Raw genomic sequence first — 16,103 nt, 5'->3', positions numbered from 1 at the left:
GTAGGGCAGTCACTCCAGGCACTTCACACAGCCCTACTGCCCTATTGCCTTCCAAACTAATGCCCAAACGCCACCGCGTCCGTAATCTCGAATCGCTCCGAGACGCCGACGCGGATCATGCTGAGGCTGCCTTCGCGGGTGAAGCGGAAATCGCTGTCGCCGTCGGAGCCGGCGGGCAGTCCGCCATAGAAGGAGATGACGCGGCTGCCGCCGTCCGGCCAGGTCACGGTGACATCGGCCTTGTCGCTGCCCTTGTGCTCGACGCTTGCCGCGCAAAGGGTCATCGGCTGGCCGACATTGCGCGCACAGGGAATTTCAATGGCGGCGCCTCCGGCGGTGGCCTCCGCCTGTGCCGGATTCTCCCCAGTGCGCGGTTCATTCGCCACCAGCGCCAGGCCGTAAGCATCCTGCATGGCGATCACCGCGGCGGATTTCGGCGTGGTTGCGGGGGCAGCCGCATTGTCGGCTCCGCCTAGCCGCGCCGTCAGGTCGGGCGGCTGAGCGGCCGCGGGGCTGGCGGCGCCGAGCGCCTGGCCTGCATTGTTGGTCGCGGCAGCGGCCGCATCCGCCTGATCCGGATCGGGCGGCGAAGCCGGATTGACGGGGTTCAGGTAGCGGGCAGGGGTCCAGCCGCTGATTTTCGGGTTCTCGGCCTCGACCTTGCACCATTGCCGGCCGTCTACGTCGATGCAGCCGAGATTGTTCACGCTGGCGCCATTGGCCAGACGCGCCTCGGTCTTGCCGATCGGCGATGGCTGGGCGCGGACGTTGAGGAGATCGTCGGGGGCGAGGCCGGTGACGATGGAGATGAACGGCCCCTCTTCGGCATGGGCCACCGTCAGAAGCAAAGGAGCGGCGATCAGCGCGAAGAGCGTCGTTCGGAGCGTAGACCAGCGCTTCATCGCTTCGCCGTGGCCGATAGATTGCATTACCAAAGGCACCGCCAGATACGAAAACGCCGCCACACGCGAAGCCGATTTTATAGGCGACGACGCTGCGCCATGTCCAGAAGCGAGATTTTCTTCCGGCAGGGACGGAGCTGCGTGAGGGCGATGATCGGAGGAGCGGGGGAGCGAGCAGCCTGGCGGCATGAATGCAAAGAGCATTCAGCCCTGGCGGCATGAATGCAAAGAGCATTCAGCCTGGCGGCATGAACGCAAAAAGCATTCAGCCGGGCGGCATGAATGCGAAGAGCATTCAGCCGGGCATGAAGCCGGTTCGCAGCGCATGGGCCCATTCGGGCCGTCCCGCCTGTTCGGCTTGGCTGGCGGCCGCCTCGTGATCGTAGTCGACGGCGATGGCCTCGAAACGGTCGGGCCGGCCGGGCTCGCCTGAAGTGACGATGCCATAGCGCGCATGCGGCGCGCCCTGCTCGGAGGAATGCGCCGGCGACGTCGAGTCTTCATAGGCGGGACAGCCGACGCTGCCCGGGTTGAAGATCACCGGACCGCCGGGCAAGCGGATCAGTTCGGCCCGGTGGCTATGGCCGCACAGGGCCAGGCGGCAGGCCGGATCGAGCGCCTTCAACCGCCGCCGGATCGCCGCCAGCGGCGCACGCACCAGCCGGCCATCGGTGATCGCATCGAGCAGGTATTTCTCGTCATGATCGGGCCTGGCATGGAAAGCGATCACGCCGGGCGCGATCTCCAGCGTCAGAGGCTGGGCGAACAGCACCTCGCGCTGCGCCCCGGTCAGCCGTTCCCGCGCGTAGATGTCGGAGGCCCACATGGTCTCATCGGCCGGATCGGCGGCGACGCGGCGGTCATGATTGCCGCGCACGGTCGGCAGGTCCAGCGCTTCCAGCCGCGCAAACGTCTCGCGCGGCCAGAGCGGACCCGAAACGCTGTCGCCGAGATTGACCGTGATATCCGCGCCGCCGCGCCGCTCGAGGTCGGCGAGCACGGCGTCAAGCGCCAGCACATTGCCGTGGATATCGGCGAGGACAGCAATGCGCATGGGAACTCCGGTTGTGAGGCAGCGTTTCCTCTCCCCACTGCCGTGGGGCGAGAACCCAGATCCCGCGAGTCAGGCCGTCACTTCGATATCATGGCCGCCGACGGCCGGCAGCGCTGGATCGTCGCCTGCGGCGGCAATAATGCTGTCGAGCAGGCCGGGGAAGCGGGCATCGAGATCGGCGCGGCGCAGCGTGATCATGCGGTTGGTGCCGGCCACTTCTGCGCGGGTCACGCCGGCCTCGCGCAGCTTTGCCAGGTGGTAGCTCAAATTGGTCTTGGAGGCGAGATCGAGGAATTTGCTGCAGTTCAGCGGCACGCCTTCCTTGCTGGCGAGATAACGCACGATCGCCAGCCGCGTCGGGTCGCCGAGCACGGCGAGCACGATCGGCAGGCTGATCTGGTCCGTATTGGGATGTGGCAGGCTCATGGCTGCAACCTAAGCACAGTTCCGGCCGATTTCAACGCACCCGCTCCGCGTCTGCCGTGCACACCGCTCTCCCTTTCACGATCGTGCTGACACAGGGCTGTCAGGATGGTTGTGCTATTTTTTCCTGGCTTCATTGACATCCTGCCGGGTTATGTCCAATTGTTCAATAACCTTTGAACTAAGGACACATCGCCATGGACAAGCGGATCTTCTGGCTTGCGCTCGGATCGTTTGCGATCTCGACCGAAGGCTTCGTCGTCTCCAGCCTTCTGCCCGACATCGCCAGGGATGCCGGCATCTCCGTTCCGCTCGCCGGCACGCTGATCACCGCCTTCGCGCTCGCTTATGCGGTCGGCACGCCGATCCTGGCGACGCTGACCGGCGAATGGGACCGGCGCCGCGTCATCCTGTGGACGCTGGTGTTCTTCGTCATTGGCAACGTTGCCGCGGCCTTGAGCTCCTCCTTCGAAGTGCTGCTCGCCGCGCGCATCATCATGGCGCTGTCGTCTGGCCTGTTCGCGGCGACCGCGCAAGGCACGGCGGTGGCGCTGGTCGATGACCATCACCGGGCCCGCGCCATTGCCGTCGTCGTCGGCGGCACCACGGTGGCGGTAGCGGTGGGCGCCCCGCTCGGCGCGCTGGTCGCGGCGATAGCCGGCTGGCGCGGCACGTTCTATGCCATCGCAGGCCTCGGCGCGCTCGCCGGCGCCATCCTCTGGTATCGGCTGCCGCGCGGCATCATCGGCACCAAGCTGCCGCTGAAGCGCCGGCTGGCGGCGGCAATGCGTCCCGGCGTGATGCCGATCCTGGTGACGACCACGCTTGCCCTCATCGGCGCCTTCACCGTGTTCAGCTTCATCGCGCCGCTGGCCATCGAAGCCAGCGGGCTCTCCCCGATAGCGCTGCCCGGCATGCTGCTCGCCTTCGGTGTCGGCGCCGTCATCGGCAACATCGCCGGCGGCCAGGCCGCGGACCGGTTTGGCGCGACGCGCACCGTCGGCTGGTCGCTGGCGCTGAGCGCTGCCATGCTCGTCACCTTCTCGCTGATCCCGGCCTTTCTGCCGCATCATCTCGCCGGGCCGGCGCTGATGGGCATGATGGTGCCATGGGGCATCGTCGGCTGGGCCTTTCCGCCGGCGCAGGCGAGCCGCATCATCAAGCTCGCCCCCGACGCTGCCCCGATCGTGCTGTCGCTCAATGCCTCGGCGCTCTACCTCGGCGTGGCGCTCGGCGCGGTGGTTGGCGGCGCCGTGCTGCGCTATGGCGGTCCGGCCGATCTGGGCCTCATCGCGGCCGTCTTCCCCGTCGTCGGGCTCGGCATCGTGCTGGCCGGCCGGATGCTGGCGCGGCCGGTCGCCATGCCGGCGGAGTAGAGGGCGCCGAGCTTTTCGTCACTGGTTCTTACGCGGCCGCTTCAACTGGAGGGAGCGGCCGCCGGCGTTTCGAGGTCCAGAGAGGCCACATCATCCAGCGTCGCACGCAGCTTCGCGGCTTGCTCCGCGCCGATCATCTCCTCGAAGCGCTGCTGGGCGACACTCCACAGCCTGATCGCCTCTTCGAGCTTGGCCTGGCCGTGCGGCGTCAGCCGGACGCGCTTGACGCGGCGATCGTCCTTATCGGGGAAAGTTTCGACATAGCCGTCGCGGACCAGCGGCTTCAGCGTATGGCCGAGCGCCGAGAGATCCATGATCAGCGCCTCGGCAACGGTCCCCATCGCCGGTTCGCTGCTGGCACTGATCTGAAAGAGCAGGCCAAATTGCGTGCCTTTCAGCCCGGAAGGCGCAAGCGCGTCGTCGTAGAAGCGGCCGAGCCTGCGCGCGGTGCGCCGCAAGGTGGCATTGTTGCATCGGCTGAATCCCGGTTGCTGAAGATCGGTCATGTCAACTCCTCGCTGGCAAAGCCTGTGCCAGCCTGCCGCAGAAATAGTTTTCGCGGCCGCCGTTGACAAGATAGTGGCATATACCTACTTCGCCGAAAGTGGCATATGCCACCAATTGACGATCGAGAAGCTCGGCAGCCGGCGCATCCGTCGAAGCCGAACCAGAGCGAAGAGCGCGAAAGGAACAGGACAATGAGCAAGAATGAGAACAAGGGCACCGCCGTCATCACCGGCGCTTCCTCCGGCATCGGCGCTGTCTATGCCGACCGGCTGGCGGGGCAGGGCTATGACCTGGTGCTGGTGGCGCGCCGCGCGGACCGGCTCGAGGAATTGGCTGAAAGGCTGCGCTATGCCTACAGCCGCAAGGTCAGCGTGATCAGTGCCGATCTGGCCAACGACGATGATGTGCGGCGGGTGGAGCGGACGGTGTCGACGGATGACAGCGTCACGCTGTTGGTCAACAATGCCGGGCTTGGTGGTGCGCAGGTGGTTGCGACGGCGGACGCCGATGCGGCTGAACGCATGATCAAGGTCAATGTGATCGCCCTGACGCGGTTGACGCGTGCTGTGCTGCCGGGATTTCTCGCGCGCAACCGCGGCGCTATCGTCAACATCGCCTCGGTGCTGGCCTTTGACACCTCGTTCGGCGGCATCTACAGCGGCACCAAGGCCTATGTCGTCAACTTCACCGAAGCCCTGCAGCGCGAGGTTGCCGGCACCCATGTCCAGGCGCAGGTGGTGCTGCCGGGGGCGACCCGGACCGATTTCTGGGAAGTCGCGGGAAGCGATATCGACCAGCTTCCGAAGGAAATCATCATGACCGCCGACGATATGGTCGATGCTGCCCTTGTCGGCCTGGCCAGGGGCGAAGCCGTCACCGTGCCCGCGCTTGCCGATACGGCCAAGCTGGACGCCTTCCTTGGCGCCCGGCAGACCTTCTACGGCAGCCTGCACGCCGACAAGCCAGCCGCACGCTACGCGGCTTGACAGGATTCGGGTTCCTCGCCTCGCCTTGCGGGGGCGAGGAACCCAGGTTCTGCAGGCCCATCTTACGCCTGCCGCCACATCGGAATGATCGATGCCGCCAGCACCAGGCCGAGCAGGATATTGAGCGCGCGCCATTGCTGCTCGGTCTTCAGCAGCCGGGCGAGCAGCATGCCGGCCACACACCATAGCGACAGCGAGAAGGCGGCGGTGAGGCCGAAGGTGGAGCCGAGCAGCAGGGCCAGCCGCGCCGGCCCGTCGGCGAGTGCGGCGAAGGATGCCGCGGCTCCAAGCCCCATCGCCCAGCCCTTGGGGTTCAGCCACTGAATGCCGGCACCGCCGAGAAAACTGTTCGGTTTGATCATCGTCACATCGAGCTTGGGGGCCCCCGCACGGCCGATCTTGAGCGCCAGCCAGACGAGGTAGAGCGAGCCGGCGATCTTCATGGCAAGCTGCAAGGACGGCATGGCGAGAAGCAGGCCGGCCAGCCCGGCGGCCGCCGCCCCGGTGACGGTGGCCAAGCCGGCCGCGCTGCCGACCACCAGCGGGATGGAGCGGCGAAAGCCGAACTGCGCGCCCGACGCCGTCGACAAGGTGGTGGCGATGCCGGGCGTGCTGGTCGCCATCAGGGCGAACAGGATCAGGGGGATGACGGGTTGGAGCATGCGGCGTCCTCAGTCGGAGGCCCCATGGTAGATGCAGCCGAATATCAGTAAATGCAATATTTGCGATGATGGGCATTAGCATCTATAATGCAGGCATGATCCGCAACCTCGATACGACGCTCATGCGCACCTTCGTCACCGTCGCCGACAAGGCCAGCATGACGGCGGCGGCCAATGCGCTGCACCTGACGCAAGGCGCCGTCAGCCAGCAAGTCCGGCGGCTGGAGGAGGCGCTCGGCCGCAGCCTGTTCGAGCGCGACCGGCGCGGCTTGCGGCTGACCTCTTCCGGCGAGCGGCTGTTCGGCAAGGCAAAGCGGCTGCTCAGCCTCAACGACGAGATCTGGGCCGAAATGGCTGCCAATGTCGTGGCCGGCCAGGTGCGGTTCGGCGTGCCTTACGACCTTGTCGGCACGACGCTGGCGCCGGTGCTGAAAGCCTATGCGCAAACCTATCCGCAGGTCGAGATATCGCTGGTCTGCGCCTCCTCGCCGGAATTGGCCGCGGCGCTCGCGGCCGGCACTATCGACCTGGCGGTCATCGAGGAGCGGGTGGGGGCATCGGATGGCGAGTGCCTCGCCATCGATCGGCTGGTGTGGGTCGGCGCCAAGGGCGGTGTCGCGCGCGCCAAGCGCCCCCTACCGGTCTCGATGGTCGCCGACAGCTGCGCCTTCCGGCCGGTTGTGCTTTCGGCGCTCCACGAGCATGGGCTGGAATGGCGCACCGTGTTCGAGAACGGCAATATCGACGCGACGACCGCAACGGTGCGTTCCGATCTGGCCGTCACCACCTGGCTGGCCTCCACGGTGCCGGCCGATCTCGACATATTGCCGTCCGAGTCCGGCCTGCCGCCGCTGCCGAATTTCTCGATCAACCTGCATCTGCCGAGGCACGGCGTCGGCCCGGCGGCGCAAGCGTTCGCACGGCATATACGCGACGGGCTGGCGCGCCGGCCGCAGGCGGCTTGAGGGAATTTTCAGAACCTGGTTTCCTCTCCTCCACGTTCGTGGAGGAGAGGAAAAGAAGCGTTTACTTCCAGGTCCTGCGCCGCTCGAGCTCGGCGTCGGATGGCTCCCCCGTGACAAAGGAACCGGTCTTGATTTCGCCGGCGCGCTCGTAGGTCGCCATGATGACGCCGGTGCTGGAAGCCTGCGAGCGGGTCAGCTTGAAGGCGGCCGGCATCGCGTCATCGCCGAACAGCCGCTTGCCCTTGCCCAGCAACAGCGGGAAGATCATCAGCCGAATCTCGTCGATCAGCCCATTGGCGAGCAGGGTCTGGATCAGATTGGCCGATCCCTGGATGAGCAGGTCAGGTCCATCTTCCTGTTTGAGGCGGCGCAACGCCGGGACGATATCAGGCCCAAGCGATTGCGTGTTCTGCCAGGTGAGCGAATCCGGACGATGCGTCGCTACGTATTTGGTCGCAGGGTTGAAGGCATCCGCGATCGGATCTTTCTGATACGGCCAGTATGCGGCGAATATGTCGTAGGTTCTGCGGCCGAGCAACAGGGCGAAGGGTTTGGAGAATAGTTCATCCATTGCCGCGCCCGCCACTTCGTCAAAATAGTGGAACGTCCAGCCGCCGAACTTGAAGCCGCCGACGGGATCCTCCTCCGGGCCGCCCGGCGCCTGCATGACGCCGTCGAGGCTGACGAATGTCGCCGCTATGATCTTTCTCATGGGATGCTCCTCCTGTTTCGATCCACGCCGTCAGGGCCGGACTTCAGCCCAAGGACGGATGACTGGCTGGCCGTCCGACAGGGCGTGCCGAATTTCGGTTCGTCAGACCCGAGGCCGCGCATCGAGGCTGCGTGACGAAAACCAGACATGCTCAAAGATCGCGGTGGCGGTGCGGTCCGGCAACTTGTCCGCTGTCAGCCAGATCGAGCGGCTGCGCGCGGCCTGGTCGCGCGTCGGGATTTTTGCCGCGAGACTTGCAACCGACGCGCCGGAGCAAGGGATGAACCAGGAGCGCATGAAAGGGTCGCAGGCAAAACCGTTTTCGGTGCGGGTCACCAGAACGGCCAGGGGAACGCGCTCGGCCGGGCGCCACGGGAAGATCATGCGGCCGTCCGGCTTCAGCGCCTTGAGCCAGCCGGGTGGAGGTGCCGCGACGCCGGCATTGACATAGATGACGTCCGACGGCGGCAAATCCGATGTGACGGCATCGCCAGGAATGACAGTGACGTTCTCGTAGCCCGCAAGGTTTGCCTTTGCCCGCGAGGCAAGATCGGCGTCCAGTTCGAAGGCGGCAACGGTGCCGCCAGGTGAAACCAACCTGGCCAGCAAAGCCGTGTAGTAGCCGGTGCCGGCGCCGATGTGAGTGACAGCCTCGCCGGGCCTGGGCGCGAGTTTCCCGATCCACATGGCGTGCAGGAACGGCTCGCCATTGTTGATGCCCTTGTCGGCATCGAGCACCACCAGCACGTTCTGATAGATGAAGCGCGGGTCGGCGCTCGGGGTCTCGACCGCGCCTTGGCCGGCGACGATCGTCCATGGGCCGGGACCGAGAAACGCCTCGCGCGGCACGGCCGCGAACACCTCTTCAAGACGCGGATCGGCGGAACGCGCCTGGGCAGCCATCAGCTTGGCATAGAAGCTTCGGGATTGGGCTATCGTGGTCATGATCGACCGAGAAATAGCGCGGGCCGCGTCTTTGTCGCGGCCGATCTCAGCCGATCCCGAACAGCGTGTCGTAGAGCAGCTTGAAGTTGAGCACCAGGATGATGGCGGCGACCACCCAGGCGAGCGCCGCAACGCCGCGCGGGATGGCAAGGCTGCCCATCTTCTTCCTGTCAGAGACGAACTGGACCAGCGGGATTACCGCGAAGGGCAGTTGCATCGACAGGATCACCTGGCTGAACACCAGCAACTGGCCGGTGCCCTTTTCGCCGTAGAGCGCGGTGACGACCACCACGGGGATGATGGCGAGGCCGCGCGTCAGCAGGCGCCGCGCCCATTGCGGAATGCGCAGGCGCAGGAAGCCTTCCATGACGATCTGGCCGGCAAGCGTGGCGGTCACCGTCGAGTTCAGGCCGGAGGCGAGCAGCGCCACGGCAAACAGGATCGAGGCGATGCTCAGGCCGAGCAGCGGCGACAGCAGTTCGAAAGCCTGGCCAATCTCGGCGACGTCCTGGTGGCCGGTGTTGTGGAAGGCGACCGCCGACACGATCAGGATCGAGGCGTTGACGAACAGGGCCAGCATCAGGGCGATGGTCGAGTCCGTCGTTGCCCATTTGATGGCGTCGCGCTTGCCCTCGTCGGTGCGTTCATAGGCGCGGGTCTGCACGATTGAGGAGTGCAGATAGAGATTGTGCGGCATGACGGTGGCGCCGATGATGCCGATGGCGATGTAGAGCATCGCCGGATTGGTGACGATTTCGGATGACGGCACGAACATCGAATGCAGGATCGTGCCGGCCGGCGGCGCGGCGACGAAGATCTGGATGGCAAAGCAGCTGAAGATGATGATCAGAAGCGCGATGACGAAGGCTTCGAGATAGCGGAAGCCCTTGTTCATCAACAAAAGCACCAGGAAGGCGTCGAGCGCGGTGAGCATGGCGCCGCCGATCAGCGGAATGCCGAACAGGAGCTGCAGCGCGATCGCGGTGCCGATCACTTCGGCGAGGTCGCAGGCGATGATGGCGAGCTCGCAGGCGATCCACAGCACGAAGTTCACCGGACGCGGGTAGTAGGCGCGGCAGGCCTGGGCGAGGTCGCGGTCAGTGGCGATGCCGAGACGCGCGGCCAGCGCCTGCAGCAGGATCGCCATCAGGTTGGACAGCATGATGATGAACAGCAGCGTGTAGCCGAACTGGGCGCCGCCGGCGAGGTCTGTCGCCCAGTTGCCCGGGTCCATATAGCCGACCGAGACCATGTAGCCCGGCCCCATGAAGGCAAACAGGCGACGGAACCAGACGCCCGAATTCGGCACGGCGATCGAGGAATTGACCTCGCGCAGACTCGGCTGCTCGTCGCCTGGCCTGTCGAACCGCCACGCGGGTCTGGCTATGGCGGTGGCGTCGGTCTCGGACATGGCGAATTCCGCTTGATGCAATGGATGATGTCTCCTATCTATGTCGCGGCTCAACATTATGCAATATGCTATATTTCATTGATCATGCTTTTGTGATGTGATCGATCGTGCTCCGACGCGGCGGCGATGCGGTTGCGCCTGGGCCCGAATGCAAATAAACGCCAGGATTGTGGGGGCCCGTGCTATGAATGCGGGCCGATTCAATCTTCGGGCAGCCAAGGAGGAGCGCATATTGGCGCTGAAGAACAGACCGGTCCCGCGTGAGCCGCTGCCCGATGCCGATGTCCATTCGGAAGGGTTCCGGCAGACGCGCGAAGCGCGCCGCAGCGCGCTGGTCGAGGACTATGTCGAGTTGATCGCCGACCTGATCGAGGACGGCAACGAGGCTCGCCAGGTCGACATCGCGGCCAGGCTGGGGGTCGCCCAACCGACAGTGGCCAAGATGCTGACCAGGCTGTGTGCCGACGGGCTGGTCTCCAGAAAGCCTTATCGCGGCGTGTTCTTGACCGAAGCAGGTCGCAAGGTCGCGGAAGAGAGCCGCATTCGCCACCAGACGGTGGAGGCTTTTTTGCGTTCGCTCGGCGTCAGCGCCGAGACGGCGCGCATCGATGCCGAGGGCATAGAGCACCATGTCAGTGCCGAGACGCTGGAAGCGTTCCGCAAGGCGATGACGGCGGGCTAGGGACTTTGCCAAGCCGTTGGCTCGTTTCGCCGGCGATGCCATAGACATTCCACAGTCGCGGCCAGAGCAGCGGAGCCAACATGCCAGCACGGCCACGGCTGCGAAAAATGCTGTGACTTGGCGCAACCATTGAGATAATTGTTTATGAGGTGGAGCCGGCCTCGCGCCGGATCGACCAGTAAATTCGCAGCGCGGGGAGTTGCCATGCTCTGGAGAGGCCGTCGTCAGAGTGACAATGTCGAGGACCAGCGCAGCAGCGGCGGCGGCGGATTTGGTGGCGGCGGACCCGGCCAGTTCCGCATTCCGATCGGCGGCAGCAGCGGCGGCGGCATGTCGATCTCGACCATCATCATCCTCGTCGTGCTCTATTTCGGCCTGAAAGCCTTCGGCATCGATCCGATCCAGGTGCTGAGCGGCGGCGGTGGAGGCCTGCTGCCTGGCGGCGGCGAGATAACGGACAACAGCGGCAGCCAGGGCGGGGGCACCGGTGCGCCGGCTTCCGACGAGATGAAGCAGTTCGTGGCAACCGTGCTGGCCGAGACCGAGGACACATGGACAGGCATTTTCAAGGCCAACGGACTGACCTATGAGGACCCCAAGCTGGTGCTGTTCAGCGGGCAGATCCGCTCGGCCTGCGGCTTCGCCTCGTCGGCGGCCGGACCGTTCTATTGCCCCGGCGACCACAAGGTCTATCTCGACATGACATTCTTCCAGCAGCTGGACCAGCAGTTCGGCGCCTCGGGCGAGTTCGCGCGGGCCTATGTGATCGCGCATGAGGTCGGCCATCACGTGCAGAATCTGACCGGCATCATGTCCAAATTCAACCAGATGCGGCAAAGCATGGGCGAGGCCGAAGCCAATCAAATGTCGGTGCGCGTCGAGCTTCAGGCCGACTGCTTCGCCGGCGTCTGGGCGCATTACACGGCGCAGAAGGGCATATTGGAGCAAGGCGATATGGAAAGCGCGCTCAATGCCGCCAGGCAGATCGGCGACGATACGCTGCAGAAGAAGATGCAGGGCTACGTAGTGCCGGAAAGCTTCAACCACGGCACGTCGGCGCAGCGGCAGACCTGGCTGGCGCGCGGCTACAAGAGCGGCAAGCTTTCCGACTGCGATACGTTCAACAACCCGATCTGAGCATCCGGTTCTTTCACGGGTGACCTGACGGCAAGGATGTCGTCAGGGGGTGTCAGGATGCGAACGTCCTGCTTGTTCCCTCATTGTTCCTGACGGCCTGCTCGCCTATAAGTGCCTCCGCCTGCGCGCCAGGCGCCGGGAAGGAGCAGACGAAACCATGATCGATCCCAAAACCGCCAAGCGGGGGCTTGCGCTCGTCTTCACGACGCTGCTCCTCGACATCATCGGATTCGGCATCATCATGCCGGTGCTGCCGGCCTACCTGCAAGAATTGACCGGCGTCGGCGTCTCGGAGGCGGCGATCGAGGGCGGATGGCTGTTCTTCGTCTATGCGGCCATGCAGTTCTTCTTCGCGCCCGTCATGGGCGGGTTGAGCGACCGGTTCGGCCGGCGGCCGATCCTTCTCGCCTCCGTGCTGACGTTTTCCATCGACAATCTGATCTGCGCCATAGCCTGGTCCTACCCGATGCTGTTCATCGGGCGCGTGCTGGCCGGCATTTCAGGCGCCAGCTATTCGACCACATCAGCCTTCATCGCCGACATCTCGAACGATGAGAACCGGGCCAAGAATTTCGGCCTGCTCGGCATCGCCTTCGGCGTCGGCTTCGTCATCGGGCCGGTCCTTGGCGGGCTGCTCGGCACCTTCGGGCCGCGCGTGCCGTTTTATTTCGCCGCCGGACTTGCCTTTGTGAACTTCCTGATCGCGCTGTTCCTGCTGCCCGAAACGCTCGATGAAAAGCACCGCCGGCGCTTCGAGTGGAAACGCGCCAACCCGGTCGGCACGCTTCTGCAGATGCGCCAATATCAAGGCATTGGCTGGATCGGGCTCGTCTTCTTCCTGATGACGCTCGGCCACATGATGTATCCGGCGGTCTGGTCGTTCGTCTCCAACTATCGCTATGGCTGGAACGAGCAGCAGATCGGTTTTTCGCTCGGCGCTTTCGGCCTGTGCGGAGCCATCGTCATGGCAACGGTGCTGCCACGCATCATTCCCAGGCTTGGCGAGTGGAGGACGGCGGTGATCGGTCTGGCGTTCACGGCGCTCAGTGCTTTCGGCTACGCCTTCGCGACGCAGGGTTGGATGATTTATGCGGTGATCGTCGTCGGCTGCCTGGAAGCGCTGGCCGACCCGCCGCTCAGGAGCCTCGCCGCCGCCAAGGTGCCGCCTTCGGCGCAGGGTGAATTACAAGGCGCGATGACGTCGATCTTCTCGATCACATCGATCGTCACGCCGCTGCTCTATACCGCGATCTTTTCCTGGTTCACCGGGCCAAGCGCGCCAGTGACCTTCGGCGGTGCGCCTTACCTGGTTGGCGCGGTTTTCCTAGTGCTGGCGCTCGTTGTCTTCGTTACGAAAGTGGCGAGGCCCGCGGCACTCGGAACCGTCACCAAAGGCGTCGCGGAAGATGGGGCACGAATATGAGGATCTGTCGGAACTAAGCCCGTTCGGCCAGCAGTTCCTCGCCGCGCTTTTCGCGGATCAGGTTGACGAAGCGGCGGAACAGATAATGCGAATCCTGCGGGCCGGGCGAGGCCTCGGGGTGGTGCTGGACCGAGAATACCGGCCGGCCTGTCAGCGCGATGCCGCAATTCGAGCCGTCGAACAGCGAGACATGGGTTTCCTCGACGCCTGACGGCAGCGAGTCGGCGTCGACGGCAAAGCCGTGGTTCATCGAGACGATCTCGACCTTGCCTGTAGTGTGGTCCTTGACCGGATGGTTGGCGCCGTGATGGCCCTGATGCATCTTGGCGGTCTTGCCGCCCAGCGCCAGCGCCAGCATCTGGTGGCCGAGGCAGATGCCGAACACCGGAATCTCGGTCCTGAGCAGGTCCTGGATGACCGGCACGGCGTAGGCGCCGGTGGCTTCAGGGTCGCCGGGGCCGTTGGACAGGAAGATGCCGTCCGGCTGCATGGCGAGGATTTCCTCGGCGCCGGTCTTGGCCGGAACCACGGTCACCTTGGCACCAAGCCCCGCAAGCAGGCGCAGGATGTTGCGCTTGACGCCATAGTCGATGGCGACGACATGCATGGAGGGCTCGTCCTGTTCGCCAAAGCCCTCGTCCCACACCCAAGGCGTCTCGCGCCACACCGAGGACTGGCCTGACGTGACCTCCTTGGCGAGGTCGAGGCCGATCAGGCCGGACCACGCGGCGGCGCGGCGTTTCAGGTCGTCGAGATCGAAGACGCCGTCGGTCGCATGCGCGATAACGGCGTTGGGCATGCCCTTTTCGCGGATCAACGCGGTCAACGCGCGGGTGTCGATGCCCGAGAGGGCGACGATGCCGCGCTTCTTCAGCCATTGATCGAGATGGCCGGCAGCGCGGTAGTTGGAGGGATTGGTGACATCGGCCTTGAACACGGCGCCGACGGCACCGGCGCGAGCAGCCGGATTGAGGTCCTCGACGTCTTCGCCGTTGGTGCCGATATTGCCGACATGCGGGAAGGTGAAGGTGACGATCTGGCCGGCATAGGACGGATCGGTGAGGATCTCCTGATAGCCGGTAAGCGCGGTGTTGAAGCAGACCTCGGCGACCGCCGAACCCGTTGCGCCGAGACCGCGACCCTCAATGACGGTGCCGTCGGCCAGCACCAGCAGGGCGGTCGGCTTTTGCGTGGCCCAGGCGGGCGTCATCTCGGCCATGGCGGCACTCCTATCAGGCCGCGCGCTTCAAACTGGCCCGGCGGACCATTTGCGCGGCAAACGGCGCGGAGCGGCGAATTCGCGGCCTCCACGCACTCAAGCTTCAGTTCATGCAAGGCCCAGTACATAGGGGAAGGGGGCAGGTCGGTCAATGATGATGGGAAATGCTGCTGCGATTTATTTCATTGAGCAATATCATAGGCTTGCCTCGACATATCAGGGTTTGCGTTGGTCTGCAGCCGGCGCTATTGTCCGCGCCGACCGAAGGAGAGAGCACGATGCGCGCAAAAATCGCCGAATCCCTGAAGAGCGCGATGAAGGCGCAGGACAAGCAGCGGCTGCCGACATTGCGGCTGATCCAGGCCGCCATCCACGATCGCGATATCGCCAATCGCGGTGCCGGCAAGGAACCGGCCAGCGACGAGGAGATCCTGCAGATCCTGGCCAAGATGGTGAAGCAGCGCGAAGAATCGGCCAAGGCCTTCGAAGACGGCAAGCGTCCGGAACTGGCCGCGCAGGAGCGCGGCGAGATGGAGATCATCCGCGATTTCCTGCCGACGCAGCTCGACGATGCCGCCATCACCGCCGCGGCGCGCGAGGCGATCGCGGCGACCGGTGCCGCCAGCCAGAAAGACATGGGCAAGGTGATCGCGGCGCTGAAGCAGAAATATGCCGGCCAGATGGATTTCGGCAAGGCAAGCGGCATCGTCAAGGGACTGCTGCAGTAGCCGGCGCGACCGTCGGTGCTTGCCTGCCCTATGGAACAACCTTCTGGGGCTCCAACGCGTGGCGCAATGCTGGCGCCTCCTGCTGGATATGATCCCACAAACGGTTGGCGACCGGCCCGTGGGGACGGTCGCGGCGACGCGCAACCACCAGTTCGTCGGTGCGGCCCGGCATATGAGGGCCGGCGATGGACCGCAGGCGTCCATCACGCAGCTCCTCCTCGATCAGGAAGCGTGGCAGGTGGCCCCAGCCGAGGCCCTGCAGGATGATCTCCTTCTTCATGCCCTGGTCGGCGACCAGGCATTGCGGCGCGCCTTCGACCATGAAGTAGTCTTGTTGCGGTGAATGGCGGGCAGTGTCGCGCATCACGCATTGGGTGAGCGCCTGCATCTGGTCGGGTGTGATCGGCGGCTCGATGCGCTCCGGCAGAAAGCCCGGTGCCACCACGGGAATGAACGGCACCTTGCACAAATCGATCCATTCCACCCGCGCATCGCCCTTGTCGATCCAGTGCAGGACCAGATCGGCCTCGTCGTCGAAAAGGCGTTCCCAAGGGCCGCCGACGGCCTCGAAGTGCAGGTGCAGACGCGTGCCGGGACATTGCGCGAAGAACCGCCCGAGCAGGCCCAGCACCTGCGGTCGTGGGCATAGGTCGCCGATCACCACATGGATTTCGCTTTCTTCGCCCATCGAGAGCTGGGCGGCATGCACGCGCAGGCCTTCCAGTTCGCGCAGCAGCGATTGCGCCCGGCGGTGGAACGACAGCCCGGCCTCGGTCGGGCGCACGCGATAGCCGCTGCGGTCCAGGAGAACGAGGTCGAGCTGCCGTTCCAGCTTGGCGACAGCGGCGAATACAGCCGGGTGTGAACGATGCAACAGGGCCGCCGCCGGCTGAAAGCCGCCGGTGCGGATCACGGCGTCGAAGCACTGCAGGTCGTGCAAGGTGAATTCAGCCATGTCAGCTTTGATTACA

At 64.9% G+C, this 16,103-nt stretch carries 17 protein-coding genes; 7 read left to right on the top strand and 10 right to left on the bottom strand.

Annotation, left to right across the window (positions count from 1 at the left end):
- Nucleotides 1-56: 56 nt before the first annotated feature.
- The 3 genes from FJ986_RS21215 to FJ986_RS21205 all read right to left on the bottom strand — a co-directional run bounded on the left by FJ986_RS21215 (nt 57) and on the right by FJ986_RS21205 (nt 2,382).
- Nucleotides 57-902 carry an SH3 domain-containing protein gene (locus tag FJ986_RS21215; protein ID WP_140560653.1) on the bottom strand — a complete coding sequence of 282 codons (846 nt, stop codon included), beginning with the start codon at nt 900-902 and terminating at the stop codon, nt 57-59.
- 295 nt (nt 903-1,197) lie between these two features.
- On the bottom strand, nt 1,198-1,956 hold the full coding sequence (locus FJ986_RS21210; protein WP_140560654.1) for a metallophosphoesterase family protein: 759 nt from the start codon (nt 1,954-1,956) through the stop codon (nt 1,198-1,200).
- Nucleotides 1,957-2,025: 69 nt separating this feature from the next.
- Nucleotides 2,026-2,382 (bottom strand): helix-turn-helix transcriptional regulator, encoded by a 357-nt coding sequence (locus FJ986_RS21205; RefSeq protein ID WP_140495932.1) that lies wholly within the window; start codon nt 2,380-2,382, stop codon nt 2,026-2,028.
- 194 nt (nt 2,383-2,576) lie between these two features.
- Between FJ986_RS21205 and FJ986_RS21200 the strand changes: the two genes are divergently transcribed.
- On the top strand, nt 2,577-3,755 hold the full coding sequence (locus FJ986_RS21200; RefSeq protein WP_140560655.1) for an MFS transporter: 1,179 nt from the start codon (nt 2,577-2,579) through the stop codon (nt 3,753-3,755).
- 41 nt (nt 3,756-3,796) lie between these two features.
- On the opposite strand, the gene FJ986_RS21195 is transcribed toward FJ986_RS21200, so the two are convergent.
- Nucleotides 3,797-4,261 (bottom strand): MarR family winged helix-turn-helix transcriptional regulator, encoded by a 465-nt coding sequence (locus FJ986_RS21195; RefSeq protein WP_140495930.1) that lies wholly within the window; start codon nt 4,259-4,261, stop codon nt 3,797-3,799.
- Nucleotides 4,262-4,453: 192 nt separating this feature from the next.
- On the opposite strand from FJ986_RS21195, the gene FJ986_RS21190 reads away from it, so the two are divergent.
- On the top strand, nt 4,454-5,248 hold the full coding sequence (locus tag FJ986_RS21190) for an SDR family oxidoreductase (protein ID WP_140560656.1): 795 nt from the start codon (nt 4,454-4,456) through the stop codon (nt 5,246-5,248).
- Nucleotides 5,249-5,310: 62 nt separating this feature from the next.
- Here the strand turns inward: FJ986_RS21190 and FJ986_RS21185 are convergent, their stop codons facing one another.
- Entirely contained in the window at nt 5,311-5,910 is a 600-nt protein-coding gene (locus tag FJ986_RS21185) for a LysE family translocator (protein ID WP_140560657.1), read from the bottom strand.
- 95 nt (nt 5,911-6,005) lie between these two features.
- Between FJ986_RS21185 and FJ986_RS21180 the strand changes: the two genes are divergently transcribed.
- Nucleotides 6,006-6,875, top strand: coding sequence for a LysR substrate-binding domain-containing protein (locus tag FJ986_RS21180; RefSeq protein WP_140524953.1), 870 nt, complete (start codon nt 6,006-6,008; stop codon nt 6,873-6,875).
- Between the two features lie 61 nt (nt 6,876-6,936).
- Here the strand turns inward: FJ986_RS21180 and FJ986_RS21175 are convergent, their stop codons facing one another.
- From FJ986_RS21175 to FJ986_RS21165, 3 genes are all read right to left on the bottom strand, one after another.
- The gene (locus FJ986_RS21175) at nt 6,937-7,587 is read right to left on the bottom strand and encodes a dihydrofolate reductase family protein (RefSeq protein ID WP_140524852.1); all 651 of its coding nucleotides are present in this window, start codon (nt 7,585-7,587) and stop codon (nt 6,937-6,939) included.
- A 102-nt stretch (nt 7,588-7,689) separates the two neighbouring features.
- Complete coding sequence (locus FJ986_RS21170; RefSeq protein WP_181167698.1) at nt 7,690-8,532, bottom strand: protein-L-isoaspartate O-methyltransferase; 843 nt, start codon at nt 8,530-8,532, stop codon at nt 7,690-7,692.
- Nucleotides 8,533-8,578: 46 nt separating this feature from the next.
- A complete protein-coding gene (locus FJ986_RS21165; protein WP_140524851.1) occupies nt 8,579-9,943 on the bottom strand; it encodes an Nramp family divalent metal transporter in 1,365 nt (454 codons plus the stop codon).
- A gap of 232 nt (nt 9,944-10,175) precedes the next feature.
- On the opposite strand from FJ986_RS21165, the gene mntR reads away from it, so the two are divergent.
- The 3 genes from mntR (at nt 10,176) to FJ986_RS21150 (ending at nt 13,185) form a co-directional block, all read left to right on the top strand.
- Complete coding sequence (mntR, locus tag FJ986_RS21160) at nt 10,176-10,625, top strand: manganese-binding transcriptional regulator MntR (protein WP_181165236.1); 450 nt, start codon at nt 10,176-10,178, stop codon at nt 10,623-10,625.
- Between the two features lie 204 nt (nt 10,626-10,829).
- Nucleotides 10,830-11,762 carry a neutral zinc metallopeptidase gene (locus FJ986_RS21155; RefSeq protein WP_140555992.1) on the top strand — a complete coding sequence of 311 codons (933 nt, stop codon included), beginning with the start codon at nt 10,830-10,832 and terminating at the stop codon, nt 11,760-11,762.
- A 121-nt stretch (nt 11,763-11,883) separates the two neighbouring features.
- Entirely contained in the window at nt 11,884-13,185 is a 1,302-nt protein-coding gene (locus FJ986_RS21150) for a TCR/Tet family MFS transporter (protein ID WP_281406981.1), read from the top strand.
- Nucleotides 13,186-13,198: 13 nt separating this feature from the next.
- Here FJ986_RS21150 and carA read toward each other — a convergent pair whose 3' ends face one another.
- Nucleotides 13,199-14,404, bottom strand: a complete 1,206-nt coding sequence (carA, locus tag FJ986_RS21145; protein ID WP_140516753.1) for a glutamine-hydrolyzing carbamoyl-phosphate synthase small subunit — start codon at nt 14,402-14,404, stop codon at nt 13,199-13,201.
- Nucleotides 14,405-14,682: 278 nt separating this feature from the next.
- Here carA and FJ986_RS21140 point away from each other — a divergent pair, with 278 nt between their 5' ends.
- Nucleotides 14,683-15,132: a GatB/YqeY domain-containing protein gene (locus FJ986_RS21140; protein WP_140516751.1), complete on the top strand. Its 450-nt coding sequence runs from the start codon at nt 14,683-14,685 to the stop codon at nt 15,130-15,132.
- Nucleotides 15,133-15,160: 28 nt separating this feature from the next.
- Here the strand turns inward: FJ986_RS21140 and FJ986_RS21135 are convergent, their stop codons facing one another.
- Nucleotides 15,161-16,087: a LysR family transcriptional regulator gene (locus tag FJ986_RS21135; protein WP_140675511.1), complete on the bottom strand. Its 927-nt coding sequence runs from the start codon at nt 16,085-16,087 to the stop codon at nt 15,161-15,163.
- Nucleotides 16,088-16,103 lie beyond the last annotated feature (16 nt).

The organism is Mesorhizobium sp. B1-1-1 (genome assembly GCF_006442955.1).
Lineage (GTDB): Bacteria > Pseudomonadota > Alphaproteobacteria > Rhizobiales > Rhizobiaceae > Mesorhizobium.
The sequence above is the reverse complement of the archived record's forward strand: the minus strand, read 5'-3'. Positions and strand labels throughout refer to the sequence as shown.

Coding starts and splice junctions, on each gene's coding strand:
- FJ986_RS21170 (WP_181167698.1), bottom strand. CDS start 8,532: ATGACCACGATAGCCCAATCCCGAAGCTTCTATGCCAAGCTGATGGCT.
- carA (WP_140516753.1), bottom strand. CDS start 14,404: ATGGCCGAGATGACGCCCGCCTGGGCCACGCAAAAGCCGACCGCCCTG.
- FJ986_RS21190 (WP_140560656.1), top strand. CDS start 4,454: ATGAGCAAGAATGAGAACAAGGGCACCGCCGTCATCACCGGCGCTTCC.
- FJ986_RS21185 (WP_140560657.1), bottom strand. CDS start 5,910: ATGCTCCAACCCGTCATCCCCCTGATCCTGTTCGCCCTGATGGCGACC.
- FJ986_RS21165 (WP_140524851.1), bottom strand. CDS start 9,943: ATGTCCGAGACCGACGCCACCGCCATAGCCAGACCCGCGTGGCGGTTC.
- FJ986_RS21175 (WP_140524852.1), bottom strand. CDS start 7,587: ATGAGAAAGATCATAGCGGCGACATTCGTCAGCCTCGACGGCGTCATG.
- FJ986_RS21135 (WP_140675511.1), bottom strand. CDS start 16,087: ATGGCTGAATTCACCTTGCACGACCTGCAGTGCTTCGACGCCGTGATC.
- FJ986_RS21200 (WP_140560655.1), top strand. CDS start 2,577: ATGGACAAGCGGATCTTCTGGCTTGCGCTCGGATCGTTTGCGATCTCG.
- FJ986_RS21195 (WP_140495930.1), bottom strand. CDS start 4,261: ATGACCGATCTTCAGCAACCGGGATTCAGCCGATGCAACAATGCCACC.
- FJ986_RS21205 (WP_140495932.1), bottom strand. CDS start 2,382: ATGAGCCTGCCACATCCCAATACGGACCAGATCAGCCTGCCGATCGTG.
- FJ986_RS21155 (WP_140555992.1), top strand. CDS start 10,830: ATGCTCTGGAGAGGCCGTCGTCAGAGTGACAATGTCGAGGACCAGCGC.
- FJ986_RS21140 (WP_140516751.1), top strand. CDS start 14,683: ATGCGCGCAAAAATCGCCGAATCCCTGAAGAGCGCGATGAAGGCGCAG.
- FJ986_RS21215 (WP_140560653.1), bottom strand. CDS start 902: ATGAAGCGCTGGTCTACGCTCCGAACGACGCTCTTCGCGCTGATCGCC.
- FJ986_RS21180 (WP_140524953.1), top strand. CDS start 6,006: ATGATCCGCAACCTCGATACGACGCTCATGCGCACCTTCGTCACCGTC.
- FJ986_RS21210 (WP_140560654.1), bottom strand. CDS start 1,956: ATGCGCATTGCTGTCCTCGCCGATATCCACGGCAATGTGCTGGCGCTT.